The sequence below is a fragment of the Chryseobacterium defluvii genome (assembly GCF_003634775.1).
Taxonomy (GTDB): domain Bacteria; phylum Bacteroidota; class Bacteroidia; order Flavobacteriales; family Weeksellaceae; genus Chryseobacterium; species Chryseobacterium defluvii.
The window spans coordinates 1,145,915-1,172,381 of the sequence record NZ_RBXB01000001.1; the positions used below are offsets into that span (position 1 = coordinate 1,145,915).

Annotated in this window: 24 protein-coding genes; 13 read left to right on the forward strand and 11 right to left on the reverse strand. The window is 37.1% G+C overall.

All coding sequences use genetic code 11. The annotated features are described in order from the left end of the window. Positions 1–19 precede the first annotated feature (19 nt). The gene (locus tag BCF58_RS05310) at positions 20–646 is read left to right on the forward strand and encodes an SGNH/GDSL hydrolase family protein (protein WP_121460734.1); all 627 of its coding nucleotides are present in this window, start codon (positions 20–22) and stop codon (positions 644–646) included. Next, positions 646–978, forward strand: coding sequence for a gamma-glutamylcyclotransferase family protein (locus BCF58_RS05315; protein WP_121460735.1), 333 nt, complete (start codon positions 646–648; stop codon positions 976–978). Before BCF58_RS05310 ends, BCF58_RS05315 begins: the two co-directional genes overlap by 1 nt. A gap of 84 nt (positions 979–1,062) precedes the next feature. On the opposite strand, the gene BCF58_RS05320 is transcribed toward BCF58_RS05315, so the two are convergent. Then, complete coding sequence (locus tag BCF58_RS05320) at positions 1,063–1,419, reverse strand: diacylglycerol kinase (RefSeq protein WP_121460736.1); 357 nt, start codon at positions 1,417–1,419, stop codon at positions 1,063–1,065. Between the two features lie 229 nt (positions 1,420–1,648). Between BCF58_RS05320 and dnaN the strand changes: the two genes are divergently transcribed. The 3 genes from dnaN (at position 1,649) to BCF58_RS05335 (ending at position 6,031) form a co-directional block, all read left to right on the forward strand. Further along, complete coding sequence (dnaN, locus tag BCF58_RS05325) at positions 1,649–2,779, forward strand: DNA polymerase III subunit beta (protein ID WP_121460737.1); 1,131 nt, start codon at positions 1,649–1,651, stop codon at positions 2,777–2,779. Between the two features lie 249 nt (positions 2,780–3,028). Further along, the gene (gene pheT / locus BCF58_RS05330) at positions 3,029–5,431 is read left to right on the forward strand and encodes a phenylalanine--tRNA ligase subunit beta (RefSeq protein ID WP_121460738.1); all 2,403 of its coding nucleotides are present in this window, start codon (positions 3,029–3,031) and stop codon (positions 5,429–5,431) included. A 189-nt stretch (positions 5,432–5,620) separates the two neighbouring features. Then, complete coding sequence (locus BCF58_RS05335; RefSeq protein ID WP_121460739.1) at positions 5,621–6,031, forward strand: META domain-containing protein; 411 nt, start codon at positions 5,621–5,623, stop codon at positions 6,029–6,031. A 44-nt stretch (positions 6,032–6,075) separates the two neighbouring features. On the opposite strand, the gene BCF58_RS05340 is transcribed toward BCF58_RS05335, so the two are convergent. The 7 genes from BCF58_RS05340 to BCF58_RS05370 all read right to left on the reverse strand — a co-directional run bounded on the left by BCF58_RS05340 (position 6,076) and on the right by BCF58_RS05370 (position 12,298). Next, entirely contained in the window at positions 6,076–6,315 is a 240-nt protein-coding gene (locus BCF58_RS05340) for a hypothetical protein (protein WP_007845674.1), read from the reverse strand. Positions 6,316–6,511: 196 nt separating this feature from the next. After that, on the reverse strand, positions 6,512–7,402 hold the full coding sequence (locus tag BCF58_RS05345; protein ID WP_185144826.1) for a 3-hydroxybutyryl-CoA dehydrogenase: 891 nt from the start codon (positions 7,400–7,402) through the stop codon (positions 6,512–6,514). Positions 7,403–7,419: 17 nt separating this feature from the next. Further along, on the reverse strand, positions 7,420–7,836 hold the full coding sequence (locus BCF58_RS05350) for a hypothetical protein (RefSeq protein ID WP_121460741.1): 417 nt from the start codon (positions 7,834–7,836) through the stop codon (positions 7,420–7,422). A 41-nt stretch (positions 7,837–7,877) separates the two neighbouring features. Next, positions 7,878–8,756, reverse strand: a complete 879-nt coding sequence (bla-A, locus tag BCF58_RS05355) for a CGA/CIA family class A beta-lactamase (protein ID WP_121460742.1) — start codon at positions 8,754–8,756, stop codon at positions 7,878–7,880. A gap of 65 nt (positions 8,757–8,821) precedes the next feature. Beyond that, on the reverse strand, positions 8,822–10,552 hold the full coding sequence (locus tag BCF58_RS05360; RefSeq protein WP_121460743.1) for a cellulase family glycosylhydrolase: 1,731 nt from the start codon (positions 10,550–10,552) through the stop codon (positions 8,822–8,824). A 34-nt stretch (positions 10,553–10,586) separates the two neighbouring features. Next, positions 10,587–11,333, reverse strand: a complete 747-nt coding sequence (locus tag BCF58_RS05365; RefSeq protein WP_121460744.1) for a hypothetical protein — start codon at positions 11,331–11,333, stop codon at positions 10,587–10,589. Continuing rightward, positions 11,330–12,298 carry a Gfo/Idh/MocA family protein gene (locus BCF58_RS05370; protein WP_121460745.1) on the reverse strand — a complete coding sequence of 323 codons (969 nt, stop codon included), beginning with the start codon at positions 12,296–12,298 and terminating at the stop codon, positions 11,330–11,332. Before BCF58_RS05370 ends, BCF58_RS05365 begins: the two co-directional genes overlap by 4 nt. A gap of 134 nt (positions 12,299–12,432) precedes the next feature. On the opposite strand from BCF58_RS05370, the gene BCF58_RS05375 reads away from it, so the two are divergent. From BCF58_RS05375 to BCF58_RS05400, 6 genes are all read left to right on the forward strand, one after another. Beyond that, on the forward strand, positions 12,433–13,083 hold the full coding sequence (locus BCF58_RS05375) for a protein-L-isoaspartate(D-aspartate) O-methyltransferase (RefSeq protein WP_121460746.1): 651 nt from the start codon (positions 12,433–12,435) through the stop codon (positions 13,081–13,083). A gap of 66 nt (positions 13,084–13,149) precedes the next feature. Next, positions 13,150–13,410, forward strand: coding sequence for a prevent-host-death protein (locus BCF58_RS05380; RefSeq protein WP_121460747.1), 261 nt, complete (start codon positions 13,150–13,152; stop codon positions 13,408–13,410). Between the two features lie 103 nt (positions 13,411–13,513). Next, the gene (locus BCF58_RS05385) at positions 13,514–13,807 is read left to right on the forward strand and encodes a hypothetical protein (protein ID WP_121460748.1); all 294 of its coding nucleotides are present in this window, start codon (positions 13,514–13,516) and stop codon (positions 13,805–13,807) included. Positions 13,808–14,024: 217 nt separating this feature from the next. Continuing rightward, complete coding sequence (locus tag BCF58_RS05390) at positions 14,025–18,224, forward strand: T9SS type B sorting domain-containing protein (RefSeq protein WP_121460749.1); 4,200 nt, start codon at positions 14,025–14,027, stop codon at positions 18,222–18,224. Between the two features lie 166 nt (positions 18,225–18,390). After that, on the forward strand, positions 18,391–18,828 hold the full coding sequence (locus BCF58_RS05395; protein ID WP_121460750.1) for an endonuclease domain-containing protein: 438 nt from the start codon (positions 18,391–18,393) through the stop codon (positions 18,826–18,828). A gap of 125 nt (positions 18,829–18,953) precedes the next feature. After that, complete coding sequence (locus BCF58_RS05400) at positions 18,954–20,939, forward strand: urocanate hydratase (protein ID WP_121460751.1); 1,986 nt, start codon at positions 18,954–18,956, stop codon at positions 20,937–20,939. A gap of 226 nt (positions 20,940–21,165) precedes the next feature. Here BCF58_RS05400 and BCF58_RS05405 read toward each other — a convergent pair whose 3' ends face one another. From BCF58_RS05405 to BCF58_RS05415, 3 genes are all read right to left on the reverse strand, one after another. Then, positions 21,166–21,798 (reverse strand): NADAR family protein, encoded by a 633-nt coding sequence (locus BCF58_RS05405; RefSeq protein ID WP_121460752.1) that lies wholly within the window; start codon positions 21,796–21,798, stop codon positions 21,166–21,168. Next, positions 21,758–22,816, reverse strand: coding sequence for a phosphoribosyltransferase-like protein (locus tag BCF58_RS05410; RefSeq protein WP_147462032.1), 1,059 nt, complete (start codon positions 22,814–22,816; stop codon positions 21,758–21,760). The genes BCF58_RS05405 and BCF58_RS05410 overlap by 41 nt, the downstream gene beginning before the upstream one ends. A gap of 189 nt (positions 22,817–23,005) precedes the next feature. Continuing rightward, positions 23,006–23,380: a helix-turn-helix domain-containing protein gene (locus tag BCF58_RS05415; RefSeq protein WP_121460754.1), complete on the reverse strand. Its 375-nt coding sequence runs from the start codon at positions 23,378–23,380 to the stop codon at positions 23,006–23,008. Positions 23,381–23,910: 530 nt separating this feature from the next. Between BCF58_RS05415 and BCF58_RS05425 the strand changes: the two genes are divergently transcribed. Next, positions 23,911–24,669, forward strand: a complete 759-nt coding sequence (locus BCF58_RS05425) for a Rossmann-fold NAD(P)-binding domain-containing protein (RefSeq protein WP_121460756.1) — start codon at positions 23,911–23,913, stop codon at positions 24,667–24,669. 125 nt (positions 24,670–24,794) lie between these two features. After that, entirely contained in the window at positions 24,795–26,420 is a 1,626-nt protein-coding gene (locus BCF58_RS05430) for an NADP-dependent glyceraldehyde-3-phosphate dehydrogenase (RefSeq protein WP_121460757.1), read from the forward strand. Positions 26,421–26,467 lie beyond the last annotated feature (47 nt).

A 26,467-nucleotide genomic window follows, 5' to 3' on the forward strand; every position in this document is an offset into this window, starting at 1 on the left:
TCCCCATATTTAAAAACATATGAAAAAAATGAGGTACGGATTATTTTTCGGCGACAGCATTACGTACGGAGAATATGACGGAGTTTTCGGAGGCTGGGTAGATATTCTGAAAAGATATGCATTACAGCAATTCCATGAAGGAAAGAATGAGCTTATCCTTTTTAATCTGGGAATTGGTGGCGAAACTACAGACGGTTTGATAAAGAGAATTCCCCACGAATTAAATGCGCGAAATGCTGCTGATGGAAATATTGTCTTTATAGCCTACGGAGCCAACGATCTGGCTGCCAAAGAAGGAGAAAAGCTTGTAAACCCAGAACGATTTAAAAGTAATATTCTGACAGCTGTTCAGCATGCGAAGCAATTTTCCCGGGATATTTACCTGGTAAGCATTTTACCTTTTTCCTCAAAATTAGACGGAGTGGTTTCGGTTACGGGAAAGATGAGGGTAAGTGGTGATGTTGTAGTATACAATCAAATTCTTAAAGATATTGTCATTGAAAACTCACTGACTTACATAGATTTTTATGCTGCATTTTTACACGATAAAGAAATCCTGCTTTCTGAAGATGGTGTTCATCCCAATGAAAAAGGCTATGGAATGATGGCTGAAATCGCAATCCCTATCATAGAAAAATATTTATAATGCCTAATTTATTTTCTTACGGAACTTTGCAAAAGGAGCGGGTTCAAATGGAAACCTTTGGAAGGTTGTTAAACGGACAAAAAGATATTTTAACAGGTTATCAGCTTATAATGTTGGAAATTACCGATCCTGAAGTTTTACGAAAAAGCAATCAAAAATATCATCCTATTTTAGAATTTTCCGGAAATGATAAGGATGAAGTGGAAGGCGTACTTTTTGAAGTTACAGATCAAGAAATTCTGCAAGCCGATGAATACGAGGTGGATGATTATAAAAGAATTGAAGCCGTATTTAAATCCGGGAAGACCGGTTTCATCTATGTTGGAAAATAATTATCAACACAAATGGAACGAATTTTTTTACGAATAATACAAGTATTGGTGTGAATCTGTGAAATCTGTGGTTAAAAAATAAAATCAATTAAAAATATATTTCCAGTAAACCATAATTCCGACAATCACTGAAGCGATGCTCATTAATAAAACCGCTCCTGCACAAACATCTTTAATAAAACCGATTCTTTGATCAAACTCCGGATGAACGATATCACAGATCTTCTCAATCGCTGTATTGAGAATTTCAGCACCTAAAACACCAAAGGAAACAATAAGGATAAGTGCAGTATCGATGATAGAAAGGTTTAAATAAAAAATAAGGAAAAGATTGATGAAAAAGGCTAAAACCTCAATCTGAAAATTCCTTTCACTTTTCAGCATCAGGAAAACACCCCGGAATGCATTGAAAAAACTTTTATAAACAGGTGGTTTTCGCATGGCTATTTTTTGTAACAAATATAAAACTTGTATGGTTATGATCTGTGTTTAATGTTTTATTGGAGGAATTTTATGTATTTTTATGAAAGAAAATTTATTCATTACAAGAATGTGAAGCTAATATCAGGGTTGAAAACAGAGTAATGATCTTTGTTAAAAACTCATAGATATTATTTTTTTCTTTCTTGCATCTATTTATTATATTTGTAAAAACTTATTATTAAAATCTATGAAATTTATTATTTCAAGTGGTGAACTGCAGAAGGCTTTGCAAACTGTAAGTGGCGTAATATCAAGCTCTCAATCGAGACCTATTTTAGAAAACTATCTTTTTGAGCTCAACGAAAATAATGTTACCATTACAGCATCTGATGGCGAAACAACTCTTGTGACTTCTCTTGAAGTGAAGTCTGAAGATTCTGGCAAATTTGCCGTTCCTGCTAAAATTTTTCAGGATTTTATCAAAACCTATGGTGAGCAGCCTTTAACATTTTCTGTGAAAGATAATGCTGAAGGAACAGGTAGCCAGTTAGAAATTCTGGATGAAAAAGATAATTTCGCAGTGGCACTGGATAACGCAGATGATTATCCTGAATTACCGGAGTTTGATGCTGCCCAAAGTGTAACCATGTCTGCAGGTGTTTTATCTGAAGCATTAACCAATACGCTTTTTGCAACGAGTAATGATTCTCTTCGTCCGGTGATGACAGGTGTTCTTTTTCAGTTTGGAGAAAATGAAACCAATTTCGTTTCCACAGACTCTCACAGATTAGTAGTATATAAAAGATCTGATCTGATGAATGTAGAGCCGATGGAATTCATTATGCCTAAAAAGCCATTGACGATTTTCAAAAATATCTTAGCAAGTTCGAGTGATGATGTAACGATCGAATTCAATGAGAATATGGCTAAGTTTACTTTTGGTAAACATATCTGGATCTGTAGACTGATCGATGGAAAATATCCTAATTATACAGCGGTAATCCCAAAAGAAAACCCGAATGTATTGACGATTAACAGAAATCTTTTATTGGGAGCGATTAAAAGGGCGTCTATCATGTCCAACAAATCTACCAATCAGGTAAGATTCAAGCTTTCCGGAAATATCCTGCACCTTCATGCAGAAGATACGGAATATGCAAACAAAGCGGATATGCAGATTCCTTGTGATTATAACGGTGAAGATATCAACATCGGGTTTAGCTCCAAGTTTTTAACGGAAATGCTGACGATTCTTGGTTCCGATGATATCACCATGAAAATGTCACAGCCGAACAGACCGGGAATCATTGAACCTCTTGACGGTCTTGAAGACAACGAAAATATCTTAATGTTATCAATGCCGGTAATCGGATTGTAAGATTAATAAAATAAAAAAAAATAAAAGAGGTTTGGTTTTCAGGCCTCTTTTTTTGTTGTAGGAGAAGATAATATGGAAGCGAAAATTTCTTATGGTTTAGATAAATATCTGAGGAATCAGCCAAATCTGCAAGAGAATAGATTTCGTAAAGATATGTCACTTTAAATTCGCTTCTAAATTTCGCTATTTCTCAAAAAAACACGACATTTGTACATTCAAAAATTCAAGTAAAAATTTTCAAAATAATTTATGAAAATATCAAACAACTGGCTGAAAGACTTTATCAAAACGGAAATCAAACCTGAAAGAATCGGGGAGTTCCTTACGGATATAGGCCTTGAAGTAGAAGGGATAGAAAAGTTCGAAAGCATAAAAGGCAGTTTGGAAGGAATAGTTGTAGGTAAAGTATTGACCTGCGAAAAACACCCGAATGCAGATAAATTAAAAAAAACGACTGTTGATGTCGGTAACGGCAAAGTTCTGAATATTGTTTGCGGAGCTCCTAATGTGGAGGCCGGACAAACCGTACCTGTAGCTGTAGTAGGGACTAAAATCTATGACAAAACAGGGAACTTTTTCGAAATCAAGGAAGCTAAGATAAGAGGTGAAGTTTCACAGGGAATGATCTGCGCTGAAGACGAACTGGGATTAAGTGAAGATCATGGAGGTATTATGGTGCTGGATGAAGAAAAATATGAAGTAGGAAAAAACTTTGCAGATTATTTTGAATTGACGAATGATGATGTTTTTGAAATCGGTTTAACACCAAACAGAACGGATGCCATGTCTCATTATGGGGTGGCCAGGGATCTGCATGCTTACCTTTCAACCAACAAACAGAAATCCGAATTTGAAAAAGTATCTTCTCAACCTCTGAACAATGAAGGTTCACATGCCTTTACCTTAGAGGTGGAAAACACTGAACTATGTCCTAGATATATCGGAGCAGTAATAGAGGAAGTAAAAGTAGCCGAATCTCCGGCGTGGTTAAAAGACAGGTTGAAAGCAATCGGATTAAATCCTATTAATAACGTAGTAGACATTACCAATTATATACTTCATGGATACGGGCAACCGCTCCATGCTTTTGATGCAGATAAAATTGCAGATAAGAAAGTGAAGGTTGGAACCGTAAAGGAAGGAACCAAATTTACCACTTTGGATGGAGTGGAAAGAACATTAAACGGTACCGAGATCATGATCAAGGATGGCAAAGATCATCCGATGTGTATCGCGGGAGTTTTTGGAGGTGCCCATTCGGGGGTTTCCGGGGAAACCCAGACTGTTTTCCTTGAAAGTGCTTATTTTAACCCGGTAGCGGTGAGAAAAGGAGCTAAATTCCATGGACTGAATACCGATGCTTCTTTTAGATTTGAAAGAGGTGTTGATCCTAATATTACAAGAACAGCGATTACTCAAGCCATTAAAATGATCCAGGATATAGCAGGCGGGAAAATGGTAGGAGAGTTGTTGGAAGAATATCCTAAGAAATTAGAAGATAACTATGTAATCATAAGATTCTCGAAAATAGAACAGATCTTAGGAACTAAAATTCACAGAGAAAAAGTAAAGGAAATTTTAAAGGCCCTTGAAATTCAGGTTTTAAATGAAATCCAGAACGGATTTGAAATCTCCGTACCGGCTTATAGAGCCGATGTGACGAGGGAAATTGATGTCATTGAAGAGATCTTGAGAATCTATGGATATAACAAGATTGATGCTCCTCAAAAGATTTCTTTTACCCCGGTAAAGCTTAGTGCACAAGATCAGGACGAATTGGAAAACAATTGGACGAGAACATTACAAAGTTTAGGTTTCAATGAAGTAATGAATAATTCATTAACTTCTGTAAAAGATGAAACTGATGCTGTGAAATTGTTGAATCCTTTAAGCAGCGATTTGGCATTCATGAGAAAATCTTTGTTGGAAGGACTTCTTCAGAATGCAATCTATAATATCAACAGAAAAAATCAGGACATAAAATTCTTCGAACTCGGTAAGATCTATCATAAAAAAGAAAAATATGAAGAAAGAAAGCAGCTGGCTATTCTGGTTACAGGGAGAGAAGTTGCCGAAAACTGGCTGCAACCTAAATCTGCTACCAGCTTCTATAATCTGAAAGCGTATGTAAAGGTTTTATTGGAAAAATTATCCATAGACTATAAAGAGGTTGCTTTATCCGATGAAAGGTTCTCTGATGCTCTTGCCTATGAGACGGATGGGAAAACTTTAGTAAGAATCGGGAAAGTGGCTTCAAACCTGTTAAAAGAGTTTGATATAGATCATGAATGCTTTTATGCAGAAATTGAACTGGAATTTGCTCAGGAACTTCGATCTAAAAATGAACTGAAGTTCAAAGATATTCCTAAATTCAATAAAATCAGAAGGGATTTGGCCCTGCTGATCGATAAAAATGTAAATTACCAGGATCTGTACCAGGCTGCAAAGAAAAACAAATCACCGTTCATTAAGAGCATCAATCTTTTTGATGTGTACGAAGGGAAAAACCTGCCGGAAGGAAAGAAATCGTATGCAATGAGTTTTGAGCTTCTGAATGAAGAAAAAACATTAGAAGAAAAAGAGATCTCAGAAGTGATGGATTCCCTGATTAAATCTTTCCAGAAAGAATTTAATGCTGAATTAAGATCTTAATATCAAATAGTATATCAATACAAGCGGGCTAAAGCCCGCTTTTTTTTATTCACCCATATTGGCCACCATATTTATAATTTTTACTGTTTTCAGGGAACAACAGAAATGTTAACGGAATAATAAAATCGCCGGAAAGCCGTTCAGATAATATATTTTCCGTAAATTTGGTTAAATCAAAAAAAGAAAAAAATGAAAAACCTTTTTTTAAGTATATGTGCGGCAGCGGTTTTAGTATCGTGTGGAGCAATGTCTGGTTCGTCCGCTTCGAAAGTAGGTAAATCTCAACCTTCACTGGCCAATACAAAATGGACATTGGCAGATCATGTAAAAGGTAAAATTCCTACATTAAATATCGAAGGAGAAAAACTGAACGGAAATGCAGGATGCAACAATTATTTCGGCACAGTAAAACTGGATGCTTCCAACGGGGCCTTTTCTGCCGGGCAAATGGGATCCACAAGAATGATGTGTGATAATATGAGTGTAGAAAAGAATTTTATGGATATGGTGGGGAAGGCTAATAAGTATGTGGTTTCCGGAAATACTTTAGAACTGTATCAGGACAACTTATTATTATTGAAATTCAATAAATCAGAATAAAAATAAAAGGAACTCAATTGAGTTCCTTTTTTTATGGGTAATTTTTATTCTTCCTCTTCTTCGTCGTACTTAGCAAGCTCCTCATCGCACCATTTAAAAGCAGCTTCTACCACTTTAGTAGCTTCATCTGCCATTGTTTCTTCATCGTCGCCTTCCAAGTCATCCAACCACTCAACTTCTTCTTCCTCAACGTTTAAGATAAATCTTGGATATTCTGTATGAACAACGAATAAATCTTCTGGAAATTCCGAATTATCTGCTAATAAAAACTTTGGTAATTTCATTTTTTTAATGTTTTAACTTTCTCAAAGATAATAAAATTATTCATATTTACTCCTGTCTGTTTCAATTTTTGCAAAATTTTATGAAGGGGTTTGCCTGTCGTTTATCATAAAAAATGATCACCATTATTTCAATGATGATCATTTATATTGAGATTGTTTTTCTCAGCCCGGAACTGTTGTTCGCTGCGAAAAACAATTATTTCAAAAACATTTTGGAAACCTTTTCCGCTTTTTTACTTTCTGAATAATCATAGAATCCCTCTCCTGACTTTACGCCCAGTTTTCCGGCCATTACCATATTCACTAATAATGGATTCGGAGCATATTTAGGGTTTTTGAAACCATCGTACATTACATTCAGGATAGCCAGACATACATCAAGACCGATAAAATCAGCCAATTGAAGCGGTCCCATTGGATGTGCCATTCCTAATTTCATTACCGTGTCGATTTCTTCCACGCCTGCCACTCCATTGTAAAGCGTTTCAATAGATTCATTGATCATTGGCATCAGAATTCTGTTGGCGACAAATCCAGGGTAATCATTCACTTCCACAGGAACTTTTCCCAGTGTTTTACTCATTTCATAGATGGCATCGAAAGTTTCTTTTGAAGTAGAATATCCTTTGATGATCTCAACTAATTTCATGATCGGAACCGGGTTCATAAAATGCATACCGATCACTTTATCCGCTCTTTTGGTTACAGCGGCAATCTTAGTGATGGAAATAGAGGATGTATTGGTGGCCAGAATACAGTTTTCCGGCGAAAACTCATCCATCTGAGCGAAAATTTTCAGCTTCAGATCCTGATTTTCAGTAGCCGCTTCTACAATAAGATCAGCCGCTCCTACAGCATCCTGTAGCTGAGTAAAGGTAGTAATATTTCCTAAGGTTTCCGCTTTCTGTTCTTCGGTAAGGTTACCCTTTGCAATTATTCTGTCAAGATTGGTGGTAATGGTTTTCAAGCCTCTGTCTAAAGCTTCCTGGGATACGTCTACCAGGTTTACTTTAAAACCGCTTTGTGCAAAAGTGTGTGCAATACCATTCCCCATGGTTCCTGCTCCGATAACTACGATGTTCTTGATCATTTTTACGTATTTAATTATTTTGATTTTTTATAGATAGTTATATTTCTTTTTTGTAATAAGTCGGATTTCGTTACGGGCGCTGATTCTTCAAAATAGACAATTCCGTCTCTGCTTTCGTTTCTTTTATCATTTTGTGATTTTACAACCCCTTTTAATCCTTTAATAAAGCTGCTTTTCTGGGTTTTGGTTAGCTTATCTACCCCTATATATAAGCTGAATTCACCTTCTCTGCCTAATCCGGATTGCTCATAGATTTCAAAAGCTTTAAGCTTGTTTTTCTTTTGAAATTGAGTGATATAATTCATAACGGGAACATCAGACAGTGGGCCGCAGCAAATACTTCCGTAACTTACTTCCAGGTAATTTTGATTCTTTTGTGAATAAAATATGGAGAAACAAAATACACTTAATGCCAATATAATTTTTTTCATGACGATGGGTTTTAAGAGTGCTTAAAATTAAGCTTTAAAATTTATTTATTAAAATAATCCCAGACCACTTTGGTAACATCTGAAACAATTTTGCAGTTTACGGCATCCGTTTCAGTGGAATTACTTACGAATACAGCTATTGCAAAATGCTTACCGTTAGGTAATGTGATGATACCCATGTCATTTTCGGCACCCGTTACACCATCCTTGTTTTTTCCAGATGCTCCCGTTTTATGGGCAACAGGAGTTGTTTTTGGAAGCTGTTCAACTATTTTGTTGGCTCCGGTTTTTGTTCCGAGCATTACTTTCATCAGATAATCGGTAGACTTTTTAGAGAGTAGCTTTCCGTCATAAAACTTCTTTAAGACCTGTACAATGGAACGTGTAGTACTGTAATTTTCATATTGAACATTCCAGTCTCTATGCATCTCTTCTTCATTGAATTTGATCTGGAAACCGGTTACTCCTTTTGAATCCATGAACTTCTGAACCGTTTTCGGTCCTCCGATCAACCGCAAAAGAATATCACAGCCGTTATTATCACTCAGGGCAACCGTATAATCTATGATTTCATTCAACGTGACCTCCACATTTCCGTTGGGGTATTTGTCGCGCATTGGTGACCAGGTATTTTCAAGGAGATCTGATTTTTTAAGCAATATTTTCTGGTCTAAAGAAAGCTTTCCCTGATCTACAAAATCTAAAACGGCGCAGGCAATATGAAACTTGAAAACACTTTGCATCGGTAGCTTCTTCTCCCCATTCTTATTATATTGGAAGCCGGTTTCAATTCCGAGAACGGAAACACCTACGGTGGCCTTTTTGTCTTTAAGAATTGTATTGATTCTCTTTTCCAGAACAGAATTCTGAGCCCAAACAAATACTGAGAGTAAAATAAAAAGCAAGCTTATTTTTTTCATATTGCTACAGTTAAAAAATGAATCCCTTTCAGAGTCTAAAAGGGATTTGCAATTTAAGATATTTATTATTGTACTTCAAAATAATTAAGGTTCGTTCCGTTATTTTCAAAGACGACCCTTATTTTATTCTCTCCTTTTTTAAGATGAACTCCTTTTACAGAAATGGTTTTCCAGTTTTCATTTCCACCTGTTGAAGGCAGTGCTACCGCAGCCAATTGTTTGCCTGATGCATCTTTAATTCTTATGCTAGAATCATTGGGAGCTGAGTATCTGATGTTGAAGATGTAGGACTTATCCGTTTTACCATTGATGGTGTATTGAAGCCATTCTCCGGTTTCTGTTTTCCCTATGTAATATTGATTGGTAATTTTATCATTACATACATAAATGTCGACACCGTCATTTCTCATCTGATGGCCGGAATTCCAGTCTGATCTTTTATTTTCATCACTTACCCAAAGATTCATGAAATCTTTATCCGAATAAGCCGATCCTATTCTTCCCAAATCATATTCCGTGGCAAAAATCCTTCCCGGAGCCTGATGTTTTTTAAAAGGCTTCGTTGATTCTTCTGTCGTTTGCCTGAACATTGCATCAATGACATCATTTTTGACTTCAACATTGCTGAATTTATAGTTATCTGCAATTTTCATCAACGTTTTATAGGCAAAATCCCTGGATGGTTTTTCACCTCCGTTTTTCCAATAGTTTAATAGCTTTTGATATTCCGGAGTGATCTTTACATTCGTGATACCCGCAATATTGTCAATTTTCTTCATGGGCCAGAAAGCATAGCCAATATTGTGTTTATCCAGCAAACTTATCAGTTCTGTGAACCACACATTGGAGTTTTCTCCTGTTTCTCCCAACCAGATAGGAATATTATGTTTCTCTCTGAGATTTAAAGCAAATTTCAACGTTTCGTCGTTGTTATAGTTCCAGTATTTATGAAAACTGAATACTAGATTGTTGTCCCAGAGAGGAGTGAGTCCGTTATAATTATTTCCCCATCCGTTCCCTTCAATAATGATGATATGTTTTTTATCCACTGTCCGGATGGCTTCTGTGATCTCTTTCTGCAGCTTCCATAAAGGGGCATTAGACATTTCATCTGTTCCGTTCGGATTTTTGCCGGTAAAATTGATATTGGGTTCGTTGATCAGGTCATATCCACCAATCCAGGGTTCATCTTTATATCTTTCCGCCAGTTTTTTCCAAAGAGCAATTGTCTTTTTCTGATTGTCTTCACTGTCCCAAAGAGACGGTTTGGATTTGTCGTTATCAGAAATATTTGCATCATTTCCTTGACCTCCCGGAGCTGCATGCAAATCCAGAATCAAATATAATTTATTATCGGCGCACCATTTCAGCAGATCATCCGTCATGGTGAATCCTTCTTCCAGCCAGGTATTCTGTCCTTTCACCGGTTCTTTTTCAATCGGCAGAGTGTAAAGATTATAATGCATCGGAAGCCTGATCGAATTGAAGCCTGCTTTTGCTAAAAAATCAATATCCTGTTTCGTGATACCGTTTTTAAGATAAGCCTTGTAGAATTCATTCATTCCATCTTCTCCAACCAGTTCAGCAATCTTCTCTTTGATTTTATATTGCGGACCGGCAAAATCGGCTGTTTTAAGCATATATCCTTCCTGCAACATCCATCCTCCGAGACCAAGCCCCCTCAGCTGAATGTTTTCACCTTTATCATTAATAATTTTTTGACCATTTGTTGTTAATAATTGTGATGTCCCAAATTGAGACAATAATAAAGCGGATAATAGGATGGTTCTTTTCATAGTAGTTTTTAATTATTAATTGTTAGGAGTAATATTAATCATAATGAATGGTGACTCCGTAATAGGAATCTACATTCACGCCATTGATTTGGGCAGGAATCCATTGGGTTTGTAAAACAAAATCTTTCAACTGCTTATTGAATTGCTTTTCAAATATATTGTTTTTTTTGTTCTGAAAACTGCTTTCTATTGTTAAATCTTTAATTTCTCCACTTTTAGTAAGGATGAAATCAGCGGAAGTATAAGAATAAGATTCTTCGTTTTTAATGATATATTCTTTGGGGATAGGATATTTGAAGAAATAGTCTTTCTCGATTTTATCAGCCTGATTATCAAAATTGGAAGAAGGATAACGGGAAACCTGGTCACACTGCTCAAAAGAAAAGACTTCTTCAGGATGATTTTTTACAAATTCTTTTTTAGCGATATTTCGTAAAGAATCAATGAAATGTTGGCCAAACTTCCCCCCGATCAGTTTATTCATTTCAATTTCTCCACAGTTTTCGTATTTTTCTGTAGGTGAAGAGATGCAGGTGGTATGGATGGTTTTGTTTTTGATTCTATGTTGAGTTAAAAGCTTTTTAAATTCTTCTTCACCTAGAAAATCATAACCGAGTCCCGAAAAAATGGTCCAGGTATAATTTTGATACCTGAAATCATTTTGAGCCTGCCTCTTCTGATATTCACAATCTATCTCATAGCCGCTTTTCTTAGGAGGGCTACAAGACAGAATGGTAATACTACTTATTGTGAATAAAAAAAGGGAAGGTTGTAATTTCAATTTTTGCTGATCAGTTTCATTACTTCCAAAGCCACTTTCAGGGCTTCTGTACCGTCTTCCAGGGAAACCTCAACATTTTTATTTTCGGTGATGGCTTCTGCAAAAGAGTTAAGCTCATCCAGAATGGCATTATTAGGCTGGATATTCGGATATTCGAATAAAATCTGATTTTTTTCTCCTTCTGCATTTTCAATGATCATGTCAAAGGGAGTAGGATTTTCAGGAGCATCTTTCATACGGATCACTTCTGCCTTTTTTTCAAGGAAATCTACTGAAATATAAGCGTCTTTCTGGAAAAAGCGGCTTTTTCTCATCGCTTTCATCGAAATTCTGGAAGTCGTAAGATTGGCAACACAGCCGTTTTCAAATTCTATCCTTGCATTGGCGATATCCGGTGTTTTGCTTACGACACAAACGCCGCTTGCATGAATGTTTTTGACTTTAGATTTGACGATGCTCAATAAAATATCAAGATCGTGGATCATGAGATCCAGAACTACAGAAACATCTGTTCCGCGAGGATTGAATTCCGCCAGTCTGTGGATTTCAATAAACATTGGATTATTAATGTATTCTTTAGTGGCCATAAAAGCAGGATTATACCTTTCAACGTGACCTACCTGAGCTTTAATGCCGTTTTCACGACATTTATAAAGAATTTCCTCCGCTTGCTGAAGTGTTTGTGTAACGGGTTTTTCAATGAAAAAATGAAGGCCTTTTTCAATGGCTTTTAAGGCATAGTCATAGTGATAAACAGTTGGTGTTACAATATCCAACACGTCAATCTGATCCAAAAGGTCATCGAAATTCTCAAAATAGGTGAATCCGAATTCGGCTTCTATTTTTTTTCCGTTTTCTACATCTTTATCATGAAATCCAATCAATTCGTACTGGTCTGACTGGCTTAAAAGTCTCAAATGTATTTTTCCCAGATGTCCGGCTCCTACCAAACCTGCTTTCAACATAGTTTTTTAATTTTTGTAAAGATAATAATTTTCGGTATTCAGAAACAGATGATAGGTTTTAGGTTGATCAATATGGATTGTTTTGTTACTTTTGTAAAAACTAGCACCTATTACCAAATACCTACTATCTAATGATGCATGATTCGTTTGTACATAAAGGGAAAAGAAAAAACTTAGTGAGTTATCTCCGGCACAAAATCGGAATTTCCGATGAGCATGTACTTTCGGCAATGAATGAAGTCCCGAGACATCTGTTTATCGAAAGTATTTTCGAAGATTATGCTTATGAAGACCGTGCATTTCCCATTCTGGCCCATCAAACGATTTCCCACCCCTCAACGGTAGCGGAGCAAACAGAGCTTTTGCAGGTGAAACCGGGAGAAAAAGTATTGGAAATAGGAACCGGTTGCGGATATCAGACGGCTGTTTTATTGGCTATGAAAGCCTTGGTGTATACTGTGGAAAGGCAGAAAGACCTGTTCGATTTTTCCAAGAAAAAATTCAGGGAGCTTCATTTATATCCTAAATTTCAAAGTTTTGGAGACGGTTTTGCCGGGCTTCCTACTTTTGCTCCTTTCGATAAAATTATCGTTACCTGCGGGGCATCTGTTTTACCCACAGAATTATTGAAGCAGCTGAAAGTCGGAGGCAAAATGGTAATTCCTTTAGGCCCTACGGATGAACAGGTTTTATACAGGTTTACCAAAATTTCTCCTACGGAATTTGAAAAGGAAGAATTCGGGGCCTATAAATTCGTTCCCATGCTGAATAACACCAATCAATAGATATAAGTTTCCAGTTCGGAATGATAATTGAAGCATATTCATTACCAAACACTTAAATCTTTTATTATGGATACGAATAGGTTTAAATCATCACACGATTTTAGTAATCTTCAGAAAAACCTGCACAATAATCCGGGGTATAGTGTGGAAAGCTATTCCCAACAGGTGAAAGATTATATTAACGATATGAAGAGTAAGAATCAGGAAGCTACCAAACAGGGATTTATGACGCAGGCTAAGAAATCTGCAAAAGATGTATGGGAGGAAATCCAGGAGATGGCTTCCGAAGCGTGGGAAAAAACTAAGAACTATGATGATGAGAAATAGTTTTTAATATTAAAGTTAGTAAGAAGCCTCACTTTTAATAAGAGTGAGGCTTTTTATTTGGAATTATTTTTGTTCTTGTAAAACAACACTAAATAATAAAAATATGATACCGGAAGACAATATTAACGAACAAAACAGGAAACTGGAACAGATGGACTACGATCCTGAAGAAGATCTTTTCAATCAGGAAGAACATATTCCGTTGGACGGAGACGGCAATCCGATGATCAACGAAGATAAAGAAGATGATAAAATAGATAAAGGACTGGATATCCCCGGCGTTGAAGATGACGATGAAATGGAAGAGCTGGGAACGGAGGACGAAGAAAATAATTATTGGAGCCTGAGTGATAACGAAGACGACCATGAAGAAGAAAATACGGATTTGATTCATTAACCTTACTGCTTCAGTAAGGTTTTTTATTTTCCCCATTTTTTCAATTTTATGAATGCTGATAGGGGCTTGCTGTTATTTTGCTTTGCATTATTTAATAAATACTTGATCTAGATCATATATTAATAAATGTTTATCATTGTATATTTCGCAAATAAATAACCTTATTTATAATATTTATTTGTAATTTTATAATAATATAACAGATTGAATTTTTAATATGGGAAGATCTTTATCAATTTTATTCCTGTTTATATGGGGCTTTGCCTTCTCTCAGGCACCTGCAAACGTTAAAGTAAAAGATACGGCAGGAAACGAAAACTTTAACGTGACGTGCAACAATGATCTTGATGCAAACGGTTGTATACAGCTTCACGTAGAATATCCCATATTGAATGCTACTACCGGTTATCAGGTAAATCCTGAAGCTTATAATCCGGTTATACCTCTGAATCAGGGAACACCACTGAATGCCAATTATGATGACCTTTTTGCCACAAAACTGGATCTGCCTTTTAAGTTCTGTTTTTATAACCAGTATTTTGAAGCAATTGTAGTAGGTTCCAACGGGATGATCACTTTTGATCTTGGCCAGCTTGGAAATATCAACTACCCGAATGTACAGTGGCAAAATCCAAGCGCAAGCCTTCCAAAGAATTCCATTTTCGGGGCTTATCATGATATGGTGTTTTCTTCTTCGGACCAGTCGGAGATCTATTATTCTGTTATAGGAACGGCTCCTTTCAGAAAGTTTGTGGTCAATTTTTATGAAGGAAGAATAACAGGGTGTACAGATCGTTCTTCTTCTCAGATCGTACTTCACGAGACAACGAATATCATCGAGATTTTTATTGATAAAAAGCCTCTTCCGTGCCCCACCAGAAAGTTTGAAAATGCTTTGATTGGTGTAATTAATAATGATGGGACTGCCGGAGTTTCTCCTGCTCCCAGGAATACCGGGAACTGGCAGGCTTCTCAGGAAGGATGGAGGTTTAATCCCCAGGGAAATGTGATTCAGCCAGAAGTAACCTGGACGAATTCGGCAGGGCAGACGGTAGGAACCGGAATTCAGACGACGATCTGCCCAACTCAGAACGAAGTATATACGGCTCATGTCGCATTTAATATTTGTGGAAACAGCCAGCTTATCTTAACAGATGATTTTACGTTAAATTTTGATGCTACATACCCCGCTGCAAAAAATCATACCCAGGATTTCTGTGGAAATGCTCCGTTGAATATTAATCTTAATAGCCTTCAGCAGAATGTGACCACACAAAATCCGGCTAATTTTAACTTTAGCTTTCATTCCTCCCTGCAGGATGCTCAGAATGGGCAAAATGTATTACCCACTTCTTATACGTTAAATGCAAATACTGTTTTATATGTAAGGATTCAAAATCCAAATGTGCCGACCTGCTTCAGAGTGGCGGTTTTAACACTTAATTTCCTGGTTAAGAATTTATTGAAAGATACCGTACTGCTTTGCGACACCAATAACGATGGAGTAGAACAGGCGTATGATCTTACTTTGCTTAATAACGAGCTTTTACCACCCGGAACCACCGGAATATCTTACCATCTTAGTCAATCGGCAGCTCAAAATAACACCAATGCCGTACTGACAGCGGATATTACCACTAATACTACTATCTGGGTAAGGCTTCAGGGTGCCTGTACGTATGTATTAGGCCCGGTGCATTTTCAGTTTAAGCCGGGAGTTAATATGAATTCGCCTATTACGTTTCCTTATACGATGTGTGATATCAATGCGGATAATACTGAGCCCTTTGATTTTCCAGTGAATATAGGCCCTCTTGTATCTTCTCAAACGGGAGCTATTTTTACTGCTTATGAGACCTATGCAGATGCTTTTGCGGGAACGGGGATTGTTTTAACCTCAATAAAGGAAGGGCAGTATCCTGTATTTATAAGAGTGCAGATTCCAAACGGATGCTTTGCAGTCGCTCAGGTAAATATGAATATCACATTCACTAAAATAATTGTGAATGAAAAGAACGAATATATTTGTTTTAACGGCACCGATGATATTTCAGTCAATCTCAACACGCTATCGGCTAATATGCTGGTTGCTCCGTCATCTGTACCCGTAACGGAATTTTATGCTGATTTTAATAGTGCCATGCTGGGGAATAATCCGATCAGTCCTAACCAAACCATTACCACTGACGGAAATTTTGTTACCCAGACGTATTATGTCCGTTTTGAACAGTCAGATACATGTTTTACGGTAAGGGCCATTAATGTGAATCTGGTTCATCCGGTAATCGTTCAGTCCAGCTTCACCGTTTGTGATATTAATAATAATAATACCGAAAATGTGTCTCTTGCCCAGTTTTCTGCAGGAATAACAGGAGCACAAAATGCAACTACGACATTTTATATTACCCAGTCTGATGCGCAAAATGGAATAAATCCTGTAAGTAATATTACAGTTATAGGCAGTGTGCAAATCTATGTAAAGATTACCTCTTATAATTGTGTAGAAATATATCCTTTAAATATAAGCCTGACTTCCACGCCCGTGGTCAATTCTCCGGTTACTATTTCTTTATTGAATATTTGTGATAACAATAATAACGGAACGGAGACCTATGATCTGACTCAGGCACAATCTCAAATTTACAGTGGGTCCAATGTTAGCTTCACCTATTATACTTCTTATGATCCTGCAACCCATACTTTCTTCAATGAAATTACCAATCCGGGACAGTTTACCATACAACCGGGGAATATAACAGTATATGTAAAAGTGAAGTTTAATAACGGCGAATGTTATTCTGCAGCGCAACTGAACCTTCAGGTGAGCTTCTTACCTCCGGTAGTTTTGCATAATGCAGTGCTGGACAGATGTGATGAAGATTTCAACCTGAGTGAAACTTTCCAGCTGAACGATGCCATCCCACAGTTATTCATCCCTTCACAAAATACGCAGCCGCTGTCGGATATGACGATATCTTATTATAATACGGCTGCTGAAGCGAATGCAGGAAATCCTGCGACTCAGATCGGTACTAGTGTGACAACGAATATTTCCACAGTGGAAGTTTGGGCAAGATTCCAGTCTCAGACCACGGGATGCTACTCTGTAGCCTCAATTCAACTGAATACGTATTTTCCTCCAAAAGCAATCAACTCAAGCATTATTATATGTGATGACAACCTGGATGGCATCTATGAAGTGAACCTGCTGAACTATACCAATCAGATGGTAGATATTCAGAACCCGAATAATATATTCACTTTTTATCTTACTCAAACGGATGCGCAAAACGGAACCAACGCCATTATGAATCCGCAAAATTTCACGGCACAGCCATTCCCGACCCAGATTTGGGTAAAAGTACAGAATTTACCTGGTTGTGATGATATTGCAAGCGTCAGCTTTGTGATCGGAAGCAAAGTGGTTGTTCAGAGCGGAGGTCCCTTCCAGCTTAATAACGTTTGTGATACAGGGAATAACGGAATTGAAAATGTTGATTTGACCCAGTTCCAGTCACAGATATATACAGGAACTAATGTTACGTTCACCTATTATCCTACATTGGCTGATCTTAATGCCAGTACCAACGCAATTAGCACTCCTGCCAATTATCAATTCAACCAAAATACAGGACCTAATAATATTTATGTAAAAGTAAGTGTTCCAGGATTTTGTCCGGAAGTAGTGGAAATTCATTTATCGCTTAAGCCGATACCAATTTTTGATATTTCGACCCAATTCTTCTGTCCGGATAGTTCTTTGAGCTATACCGTCCAGATTACCAATTATAATATTGTAAGCTACTCCTGGAGTGATTCTTCGGGACAGGTAATTTCTACAACAGATACTATCAGCGGGATCACAGGAGTAGGAACCTATAGCCTGACGGTAACTGCGGATAACGGTTGTTCTTATACCGATACCTTTGAAGTGAAACATTTTGATGTGCCGGTTATCCAAAGCCTGGAAGCTAATGGAAATAGTATTACTGTTCATGCAACAGGTTCGCAGCCTATTCTGTATTCAATAAATGGAGTTACATGGCAATCAGGCAATGTTTTCCATAATTTACCTACCGGAGTTACCACTTTCTATGTGAAATATGTGGAAGGAGAATGTATCATCAAGAAAGATGGTGTAATTCTCGATATTAAAAATGCCATTACGCCTAACGGTGATGGCTTCAATGATCATTGGATTGTGAAGGATCTTCATGTATTCGGAACTCAAAAATCCAATGTGAAAATTTATGACCGTTACGGATTTAAAGTTTTTGAACAGGATACCAATACCCAAATTGTCTGGGATGGAACCATAGCCGGAAGAACAGTACCTACAGCCACTTATTGGTATGTAATTACCCTGCCGGATGGAAGGTTGTTCAACGGTTGGGTTGTTGTAAAAAGTAATAATTAAATAGACCTTCAAATAGAACATAGAATCAATCAATTTTACCTTACTGAGTTTTTCAGTAAGGTTTTTTTATTTTTGAAAACCATCCCGTTTTAAAGATTAAAATTCCCCTCCTTTGGAGGGGTGGCAAAATTGAAAATTTTGACGGGGTGGTAAAAAAGATACACAAATGAAAGAAACCGTAACCCAAATCAACGGAGTTCCCATCCGCAGGAACTTTGTGGAAAACCTGCCGTATAATCCACATTTAAAAGTATTGTTAAAAGATAAACGTAAAGCCGGAATCCTGAGCGAAGTTTTATTCTGGAAAAAGGTCCGCGCAAAAACATTCCATGCTATTGATTTTGACAGGCAGAGAATCATTGGAAATTACATTGTAGACTTTTATGTGAAAACTTTAGGGCTTGTTATTGAAATTGATGGTTCAGGCCATGATCTGGAGCAGGAGTATGATGACGCCCGGCGAAATTATCTCGAATCATTAGGATTGGTTGTTTTCAGGACTACTGATTTTGAGGTAAGGAATAATCTTTCTTTAGTGATGAAAGACCTGGAAGATTTCATTGTGCAGCAATATGGAACCACCCCGTCTTCCCAAATTCCTTGAATTTTGAAATCCACCCCTCCAAAGGAGGGGAATTTTTCCCGTTTAGTTGCATTATATTTTCTAATTTGAATATCTTTAAAACTTCAAACTTTTGAATATAAAATCGTTGAACTTTGAATAACAATATGACTTTCCAGGAACAGATACAACAGGGGATACCCAATCAATTACCACAGCCGAAACCATACGAAACCAACATCAATCATGCGCCGAAACGTAAAGAGATTTTAGGAGAAGAAGAAAAAAAGCTTGCCTTAAAAAATGCATTGCGTTATTTTGATCCGAAATTTCATGCTGAATTATTACCTGAATTCAGGCAGGAGCTGGAAGATTACGGAAGAATCTATATGTATCGTTTCCGTCCGGATTATGAAATGAAGGCAAGGCCTATCACAGAGTATCCGGGAAAGTCTGAGCAGGCGAAAGCCATTATGCTGATGATCCAGAATAACCTGGATTATGCCGTGGCGCAGCATCCGCATGAACTGATCACGTATGGAGGAAACGGAGCTGTATTTTCCAACTGGGCGCAATACCTTCTGACGATGAAGTATTTGTCTGAAATGACGGATGAGCAGACCTTGGTGATGTATTCCGGACACCCGATGGGATTGTTCCCTTCTCATAAAGATGCTCCGAGGGTGGTGGTGACTAACGGGATGATGATCCCGAATTATTCAAAGCCGGATGACTGGGAAAAGTTCAATGCTTTAGGGGTTACACAATATGGGCAAATGACAGCTGGAAGCTATATGTATATTGGTCCCCAGGGAATTGTTCACGGAACAACGATCACGGCGCTGAATGCTTTCAGGAAAATCAATAAAGAGCCGAAGGGAGGACTTTTCGTGACTTCCGGATTGGGAGGAATGAGTGGTGCTCAGCCGAAAGCAGGAAATATTGCGGGCTGTGTTACCGTTTGTGCGGAAGTAAACCCGAAGATTACCAAAATCCGACATGATCAGCAATGGGTGAATGAGATCTATGAAGACCTTGACCAGTTGGTGGAAAGAGTAAGAAAGGCTCAGGAAAATAAAGAAACGGTTTCTATGGCTTACCTTGGAAATGTAGTTGAGGTTTGGGAGAAATTCGACCAGGAAGACTTAAGAATAGATATAGGTTCTGACCAGACTTCGCTTCACAACCCTTGGGCGGGAGGTTATTATCCTGTAGGGCAAAGTTTTGAAGAATCCAATGTGATGATGGCGGAAGATCCGGAGTTATTCAAAGAAAAAGTTCAGGAAAGTTTAAGAAGACATGCTGCAGCCATCAATAAGCATACAGAAAAAGGGACTTACTTTTTCGATTACGGGAATGCCTTTTTATTGGAAGCATCAAGAGCCGGAGCAGATGTAATGGCAGAAAATCCTACGTTGGGCAGAGAGTTCAAATATCCAAGTTATGTTCAGGATATTATGGGGCCTATGTGTTTTGACTATGGTTTCGGGCCGTTCCGTTGGGTATGTACAAGCGGAAAGCCGGAAGACCTGCAGAAAACGGATGATATTGCCTGTGCGGTTTTAGAAGAAATTCAGCAGCATTCTCCTGAGGAGATTCAGCAGCAGATGAGAGATAACATTCAATGGATCAAAGGAGCGCAGGAAAATAAGCTTGTGGTAGGTTCACAGGCAAGAATCCTTTACGCGGATGCAGAAGGAAGAATGAAAATTGCAGAAGCCTTTAATAAAGCCATCAAAAATGGTGAAATTGGACCTGTAGTGTTGGGAAGAGACCATCATGATGTTTCCGGAACGGATTCGCCGTACAGGGAAACTTCCAATATTTATGACGGTTCCAGATTTACAGCAGATATGGCGATCCATAATGTGATCGGTGACAGCTTCCGTGGGGCAACCTGGGTTTCCATCCATAATGGAGGTGGAGTTGGTTGGGGAGAAGTGATCAATGGTGGTTTTGGAATGTTATTGGATGGAAGTGATGATGCAGACAGAAGACTGAAATCTATGCTGTTCTGGGATGTCAACAACGGAATCTCCAGAAGAAGCTGGGCCAGAAATGAAGGGGCAATTTTCGCTATTAAAAGAGCGATGGAAGTAGAGCCGAATTTGAAGGTAACACTGCCGAATTTAGTGGATGAGAGTTTGTTTTAAAGCTTTTTAAATATTAATAAAACCTGCTTTGAGGCAGGTTTTATTTATTCTTGTATTCTGTTTTTAGATAAGTCTTCAACTGCTTTATTGGTGAAAAAATACTTAGCTATTCATTTTGGCTTTTAAAGCCTCAAGATGTTTTTGAGGCGTAAAGTCTTTTGCAATACCGGAATCAATTCCTTTTGAATAACATTTTAAACCCGATTTTACTTTCAATAAACACAATTTAAAATGTAAATTTTTTTATGGATTCATTATTTATTTCTTTTCCTAGTAATTTAAAATGTTTTATTATCAAATCTGGCACTTCATATTGAAAAGTATTTGATTTAATTTTCTCTCTTAATTCCATTAAAAGTCTTCCTAAGGCATTTGTTCCTTCATATATATTTCCATCAAGAACAGCTCCCCAAACCTTATCTTTCATTGTGTATTCTACTATTGGTTTATCACCCGTTTGTAATAAAATGCTAGAAAAAGAATTATAATTTTGTTGAAGTTTCGTCTCAATACAAAACTTCATTACCTTAAAACGTGTGTATTCCCAATCGGATCTTGTATACATATCATAATGCCTACTTATTCTCTTTGCAATCATAGGACTATATGCATCAATGATTTTTTTTTGAATGTCAGGAAATTCATTAAATTTTAAGGCTTGGTACAAAGCTTCAGAAGTTTTAATTAAATCGTTATTAATTGATATTGGGAAGTTTGGTGCCATATTTGAAAGAGCACCGAATTTTGATTTAGTACTTTTAAAAGTAATACAATTGTTATAATGATATGTTCGTATACTATATTTCACTTGTACAAAACTAATGTTTTCTTGCAAATAATGGATGCCAATCGTTAGCATCCCACCAAAATACTATTGGACAAGTATTTGATATATTTCGCCAAGTAAAGGTATGACTTCCTGTTCCTAAAGTCTTGTAAGAGGGCGGAGTCATCCCGAGTGGTCGTAAACTAGCAACATTTATTTCATCAATTCTTTTCATTATTTCAAACCCTTTACTTAGTAAAATATTCTCATATCTAATTCTATTTTGCGGTGATGAAAAAAAATTTTCTTTAATTGGATATGCATTATTTCTAAATGCATATTCAGATTTTACCATAGGGTAATCTCTTTTACAACAATTTTCTACGAAGTTTAAAGCATCTTCCCCTAAATCTGATTTAATAGGAAAAATATTATTAAATGAAGGGTTAGAATTATAGTAATTTATCATTGGTTTATTTGTTATAAAGCTAACACAATAAAAAAACAATCTTCCGTCTAATTTTATAGATAATTTTTCCTCTAGTGCAAATTTGGTATTATCACGCCCCCATTGATGAAGAATTATAAAAGGTGCAATGATTCTTATATCATCTTCTACAAATTTATTTATACCATATTCAGTAATAGTGTTAAAGATGTCATCTTTAAATGTGCGTCCTGATGCTAAAACGTCATCAACATAAAACCAATTTCGAACCTTTTTCGTCCCACAATTAGTAATGTTTGTATTATAATGTTTTAAAAGATTATTGTCAATAAAATCATTTAATATTTTTTGACTCTTTCCTTGTTCCTGACAATCCATAAATATTGTTTCATCAAAAAAATCTTGAAGAGTATTATAATTGAAATTTTCTCTATAAATGTCAAAATTACTCAACACTTGAAATGTTTTTTCTTTTGTTAGGTAGCTATTAGGTAATAGATATAAAAATTCTGATAAGATAAATTCTTGATCAGTTTCATCAAATTGATTAATCCATCGATTGATGTGTTCGTAATTCATATCATATATTCTCGAGGAAACATCTTCGTCATTTCTATAATCTTTTATTATTTCAAGTATTTTATTAATTAATTCTTCTTTCATATAAGTTTCTATGGCTATATTGTAATACATTAAATATAAAAAAGATTAATTAAAAGCAATTACGGTTTCCCGTAATCCAAAAACTTTTCATCCCAAAATCCCGCTTATAAACAAGATGATCCGAAAAAAATCAAATGAAAAAACTCAGCTACAGGCTGAGTTTTTTTATTATAATTAAAATCTTACTATCTATTTTTTATACGCATTCAATTCCTCCTGCAACCTTTGGTTTTCCTTTTTCAAAAGCTCTATAAGTTCTCTTTGGCTTTCTAAAAGAAATTCAGGAACATTACAATACAAATTTCCACTTACATTATTGCCAAAACCACTGCTTGAAGTAACATTATCAAAACTGAATGATAGTTTAACTTCATCTTCTTCATAGATTTCCTCCAAAGGAACTTCCAGAAATTTGGCGATTTTTTCCCACTCTTCTTTTATAATTTTTACGTCTCCGTTTTCCTTTCTGCTATAGTTGGAAACGTCTGTAGCGATAATATCTGCAATCTGCTGTTGTGTGATGCCTTTTCTTTTTCTTATGTTACGTAGTTTTTCTTTTTGCATGACCGTATTTTCTACAAATATGCAAAATATTGCTCAAAATAGACTAATAATCGGGAGGTCTTTTGGGTTTCTATCTTTTAACGCAAAGAATTTATTAAGGGAATGTAATATTTCAAGTGTGCAAAGAATAGCGACAAAGTCGCTGATAAAGCTATTGGTAAAAGCGTCCGATTCTTCAAATCAATTGAAAATTGATCAATCTTTGCCTACTTAAAAATGAAGGGTATAAAAATAAAGCTTTGCGTTTTTCTTTTCAGTATTGATAACCGTTTTCAAAATTATTTAACGACAAAAGGTACAAGATAAGCTTATACACATAAGTTATTTGAGAGTACATATAAAAGTGGATATAAGACCACATTAGTTTGAAAATCAAAGATTTTCTTCTTATGTGTTCTTCTTTTCTCAATCCTTTCAACTTTGAACTAAAGTGAGCTGAAGTGTTTACATCTTTTGTGCCTTTTGTGGTTGCAAAAAAATATTCCCAATAAAACAATATTTTTGAATACTATAAATATTTAACATTCACCATGAAAAAATTAGGCATCATCGGTTTTGGCTGGCTGGGAAATCATATCGCAGAAAGATTATCTAGTAGGTACGAAATTTTCGCTACCACAACTACTCAGTCTAAAGCAGAAGATTTAGCTTCTCAAGGATATTATGCAACATTAGTGGACTTTCCTGATGATCTTTCTGAGGAGATTACTGAGTGGGAAGCGATACCACAGTTGGATGCCATCATGATTACCGTTCCGTTTTCAGGGAACAGGGGAGCGCGGATTTCCATGAAAGCCAGGCAGGAAAACCTGTTGAAGTTCCTTGGAGATTATAAAGGCCAGCTGTTTTTGATGAGTTCTACCGGAGTATACCCGCAAACAGAAAAAGAGTTTACGGAAGATGATCTTCCTGTCGGGAATGTAGAAAGTGAAAGTTTTATTAGAAACAAATTTCCTCAGGCCAATATTCTGAGACTGGCCGGATTAATGGGCGGGACGAGACTTTTAAAGAATTACAATATTTCCCATCTGGATCAGCTGGTGAACCATATTCATTATGCGGATATCTGTTCGGTGGTTGAAAAAATGCTGGAAAATAAATCAGAGTCCAAGGTTTATAATGTAGTGGCACCGGTTCATCCTGATAAGGAAGAGGTGATCAGTGCACAGAAGGGTCTGCCTTATTCAGGAAAACGAGCGGATAGGGGAAGACTGATTTCGCCTGCCAAATTAATTGCAGAGTTGGATTTTGAGTTTCAATATCCGGACCCGAGGTATTTCCATCTTTAATGTCTTCTGAATGCCATGTACAACAGCATGGTATTTCAATAGAATAAATCTATGAACAGCTTTCTCTGCAAACCAATTTTATCCTCTACCTTTATTCAACAATTACCCTCAAATAGTAAAAAAATATGAATTCAGTCAATGCAGCATTCCCGAAAATCTTTAAAAGCGAAAACGAAATACCGGAAGAATACAAAGTTCCCGAGATTCACCAGAGAACCTATCTGCTCAACGGTGAGCTTGTAGCGTGGAATGGGGAAGTACAGAATGTTTACTCACCGGTTTGTATTCCTACGGAAAACGGTCTGGAAAGGAAACTGTTGGGAAGCATTCCCAATATTGGTCCGGATGAAGCCCTGAAAGTTCTTGACGCTTGCGTTAAAGCTTACGATAACGGATTAGGAGAATGGCCCACCATGTCGGTGGAGGGACGTATCAAATGCATGCAGAAATTTGTGTATCTGATGATCCGGCAGCGCGACCTTGTCATTAAGCTCCTGATGTGGGAAATCGGCAAAACACTGGCGGATTCTACCAAAGAGTTTGACCGTACTGTAGATTACATCAATCAGACCATTGATGCCTTAAAGGATCTGGATCGGGAATCTTCGCGTTTCAAGGAAGCGGAAGGCACCATTGCGCAGATCAGAAGAGCTCCGCTAGGGGTGGTCCTGAGTATGGGACCTTTCAATTATCCTCTGAACGAGATTTTCACCACGCTTATTCCGGCATTGATTATGGGGAATACCATTTTGTTTAAGCTTCCCAAACATGGTGTCCTGGCTCATTATCCCCTGCTGAATGCCTTTAAGGAAGCATTCCCGAAAGGAACGGTGAATACCTTATATGGAAAAGGTTCCGAAATCATTACTCCCATCATGGAAAGCGGAAAAGTGAATGTTCTGGCCTTCATCGGGTCCAGTAAAGTAGCGAACGGACTGAAGAAACTGCATCCTAAAGTGAACCGGTTGAGAGCAATATTAAGCCTGGACGCGAAAAATGCTGCGATTGTCACCAAAAATGCCAATCTTGATGTTGCCGTTAATGAGTGTATTCTTGGTGCTTTGTCTTTTAATGGGCAGCGTTGTACGGCTCTTAAGCTGATATTTGTACAGAAAGATGTAGCCGCAGAATTCACGGAAAAGCTAACGGCTGCAGTGGCTGCTCTGAAGCCTGGGCTGCCATGGGAAAAAGAGGTGAAAATAACTCCGCTTCCGGAAGTGAATAAACCGGACTACCTGAAAGAATGTATTGATGATGCTATCGCAAAAGGAGCGAAAGTCCTCAATGAAAATGGAGGTTACACTGAAACTTCCTTTGTTTTTCCGGCAGTAGTATATCCTGTGAACAGTGATATGAAGCTTTATCATGAAGAGCAGTTTGGTCCCATCATTCCTGTAGTGCCTTTTGATCATATTAATGAGCCCATTGATTACCAGGTAAATGCATCCCATGGAATGCAGGTAAGTATTTTCAGTGAAGATCCGCAGGAAGTCGCTGAATTAATAGATCCTTTTGTGAATCTGGTAAGCCGTGTGAACATCAATTGCCAGGCGCAGAGAGGTCCTGATGTTTTTCCGTTTACAGGAAGAAAAGACAGTGCGGAAGGTACGCTTTCCGTGTTTGATGCGCTTCGTTCATTTTCCATCCGCTCATTGGTAGCTGCCAAGGTAACGGAATCCAATAAAAATTTATTAAATACGATTGTAAGAGATCATGACTCCAATTTCCTGAGTACGGATTATATCTTTTGATAATTGTAGGCAGCATTATAGGTAAATCCTCAATAAAGTATCTTTTT

Bases quoted from the DNA above. Each gene is read 5' to 3' on its own strand.
- BCF58_RS05350 (WP_121460741.1), bottom strand. From the start codon at position 7,836: ATGAAAAAAATTATATTGGCATTAAGTGTATTTTGTTTCTCCATATTT.
- BCF58_RS05320 (WP_121460736.1), bottom strand. From the start codon at position 1,419: ATGCGAAAACCACCTGTTTATAAAAGTTTTTTCAATGCATTCCGGGGT.
- BCF58_RS05310 (WP_121460734.1), top strand. From the start codon at position 20: ATGAAAAAAATGAGGTACGGATTATTTTTCGGCGACAGCATTACGTAC.
- BCF58_RS05375 (WP_121460746.1), top strand. From the start codon at position 12,433: ATGCATGATTCGTTTGTACATAAAGGGAAAAGAAAAAACTTAGTGAGT.
- dnaN (WP_121460737.1), top strand. From the start codon at position 1,649: ATGAAATTTATTATTTCAAGTGGTGAACTGCAGAAGGCTTTGCAAACT.
- BCF58_RS05410 (WP_147462032.1), bottom strand. From the start codon at position 22,816: ATGAAAGAAGAATTAATTAATAAAATACTTGAAATAATAAAAGATTAT.
- BCF58_RS05390 (WP_121460749.1), top strand. From the start codon at position 14,025: ATGGGAAGATCTTTATCAATTTTATTCCTGTTTATATGGGGCTTTGCC.
- BCF58_RS05405 (WP_121460752.1), bottom strand. From the start codon at position 21,798: ATGCTAACGATTGGCATCCATTATTTGCAAGAAAACATTAGTTTTGTA.
- BCF58_RS05400 (WP_121460751.1), top strand. From the start codon at position 18,954: ATGACTTTCCAGGAACAGATACAACAGGGGATACCCAATCAATTACCA.
- BCF58_RS05380 (WP_121460747.1), top strand. From the start codon at position 13,150: ATGGATACGAATAGGTTTAAATCATCACACGATTTTAGTAATCTTCAG.
- BCF58_RS05335 (WP_121460739.1), top strand. From the start codon at position 5,621: ATGAAAAACCTTTTTTTAAGTATATGTGCGGCAGCGGTTTTAGTATCG.
- BCF58_RS05340 (WP_007845674.1), bottom strand. From the start codon at position 6,315: ATGAAATTACCAAAGTTTTTATTAGCAGATAATTCGGAATTTCCAGAA.
- BCF58_RS05430 (WP_121460757.1), top strand. From the start codon at position 24,795: ATGAATTCAGTCAATGCAGCATTCCCGAAAATCTTTAAAAGCGAAAAC.
- bla-A (WP_121460742.1), bottom strand. From the start codon at position 8,756: ATGAAAAAAATAAGCTTGCTTTTTATTTTACTCTCAGTATTTGTTTGG.
- BCF58_RS05385 (WP_121460748.1), top strand. From the start codon at position 13,514: ATGATACCGGAAGACAATATTAACGAACAAAACAGGAAACTGGAACAG.
- BCF58_RS05315 (WP_121460735.1), top strand. From the start codon at position 646: ATGCCTAATTTATTTTCTTACGGAACTTTGCAAAAGGAGCGGGTTCAA.
- pheT (WP_121460738.1), top strand. From the start codon at position 3,029: ATGAAAATATCAAACAACTGGCTGAAAGACTTTATCAAAACGGAAATC.
- BCF58_RS05415 (WP_121460754.1), bottom strand. From the start codon at position 23,380: ATGCAAAAAGAAAAACTACGTAACATAAGAAAAAGAAAAGGCATCACA.
- BCF58_RS05360 (WP_121460743.1), bottom strand. From the start codon at position 10,552: ATGAAAAGAACCATCCTATTATCCGCTTTATTATTGTCTCAATTTGGG.
- BCF58_RS05395 (WP_121460750.1), top strand. From the start codon at position 18,391: ATGAAAGAAACCGTAACCCAAATCAACGGAGTTCCCATCCGCAGGAAC.
- BCF58_RS05425 (WP_121460756.1), top strand. From the start codon at position 23,911: ATGAAAAAATTAGGCATCATCGGTTTTGGCTGGCTGGGAAATCATATC.
- BCF58_RS05370 (WP_121460745.1), bottom strand. From the start codon at position 12,298: ATGTTGAAAGCAGGTTTGGTAGGAGCCGGACATCTGGGAAAAATACAT.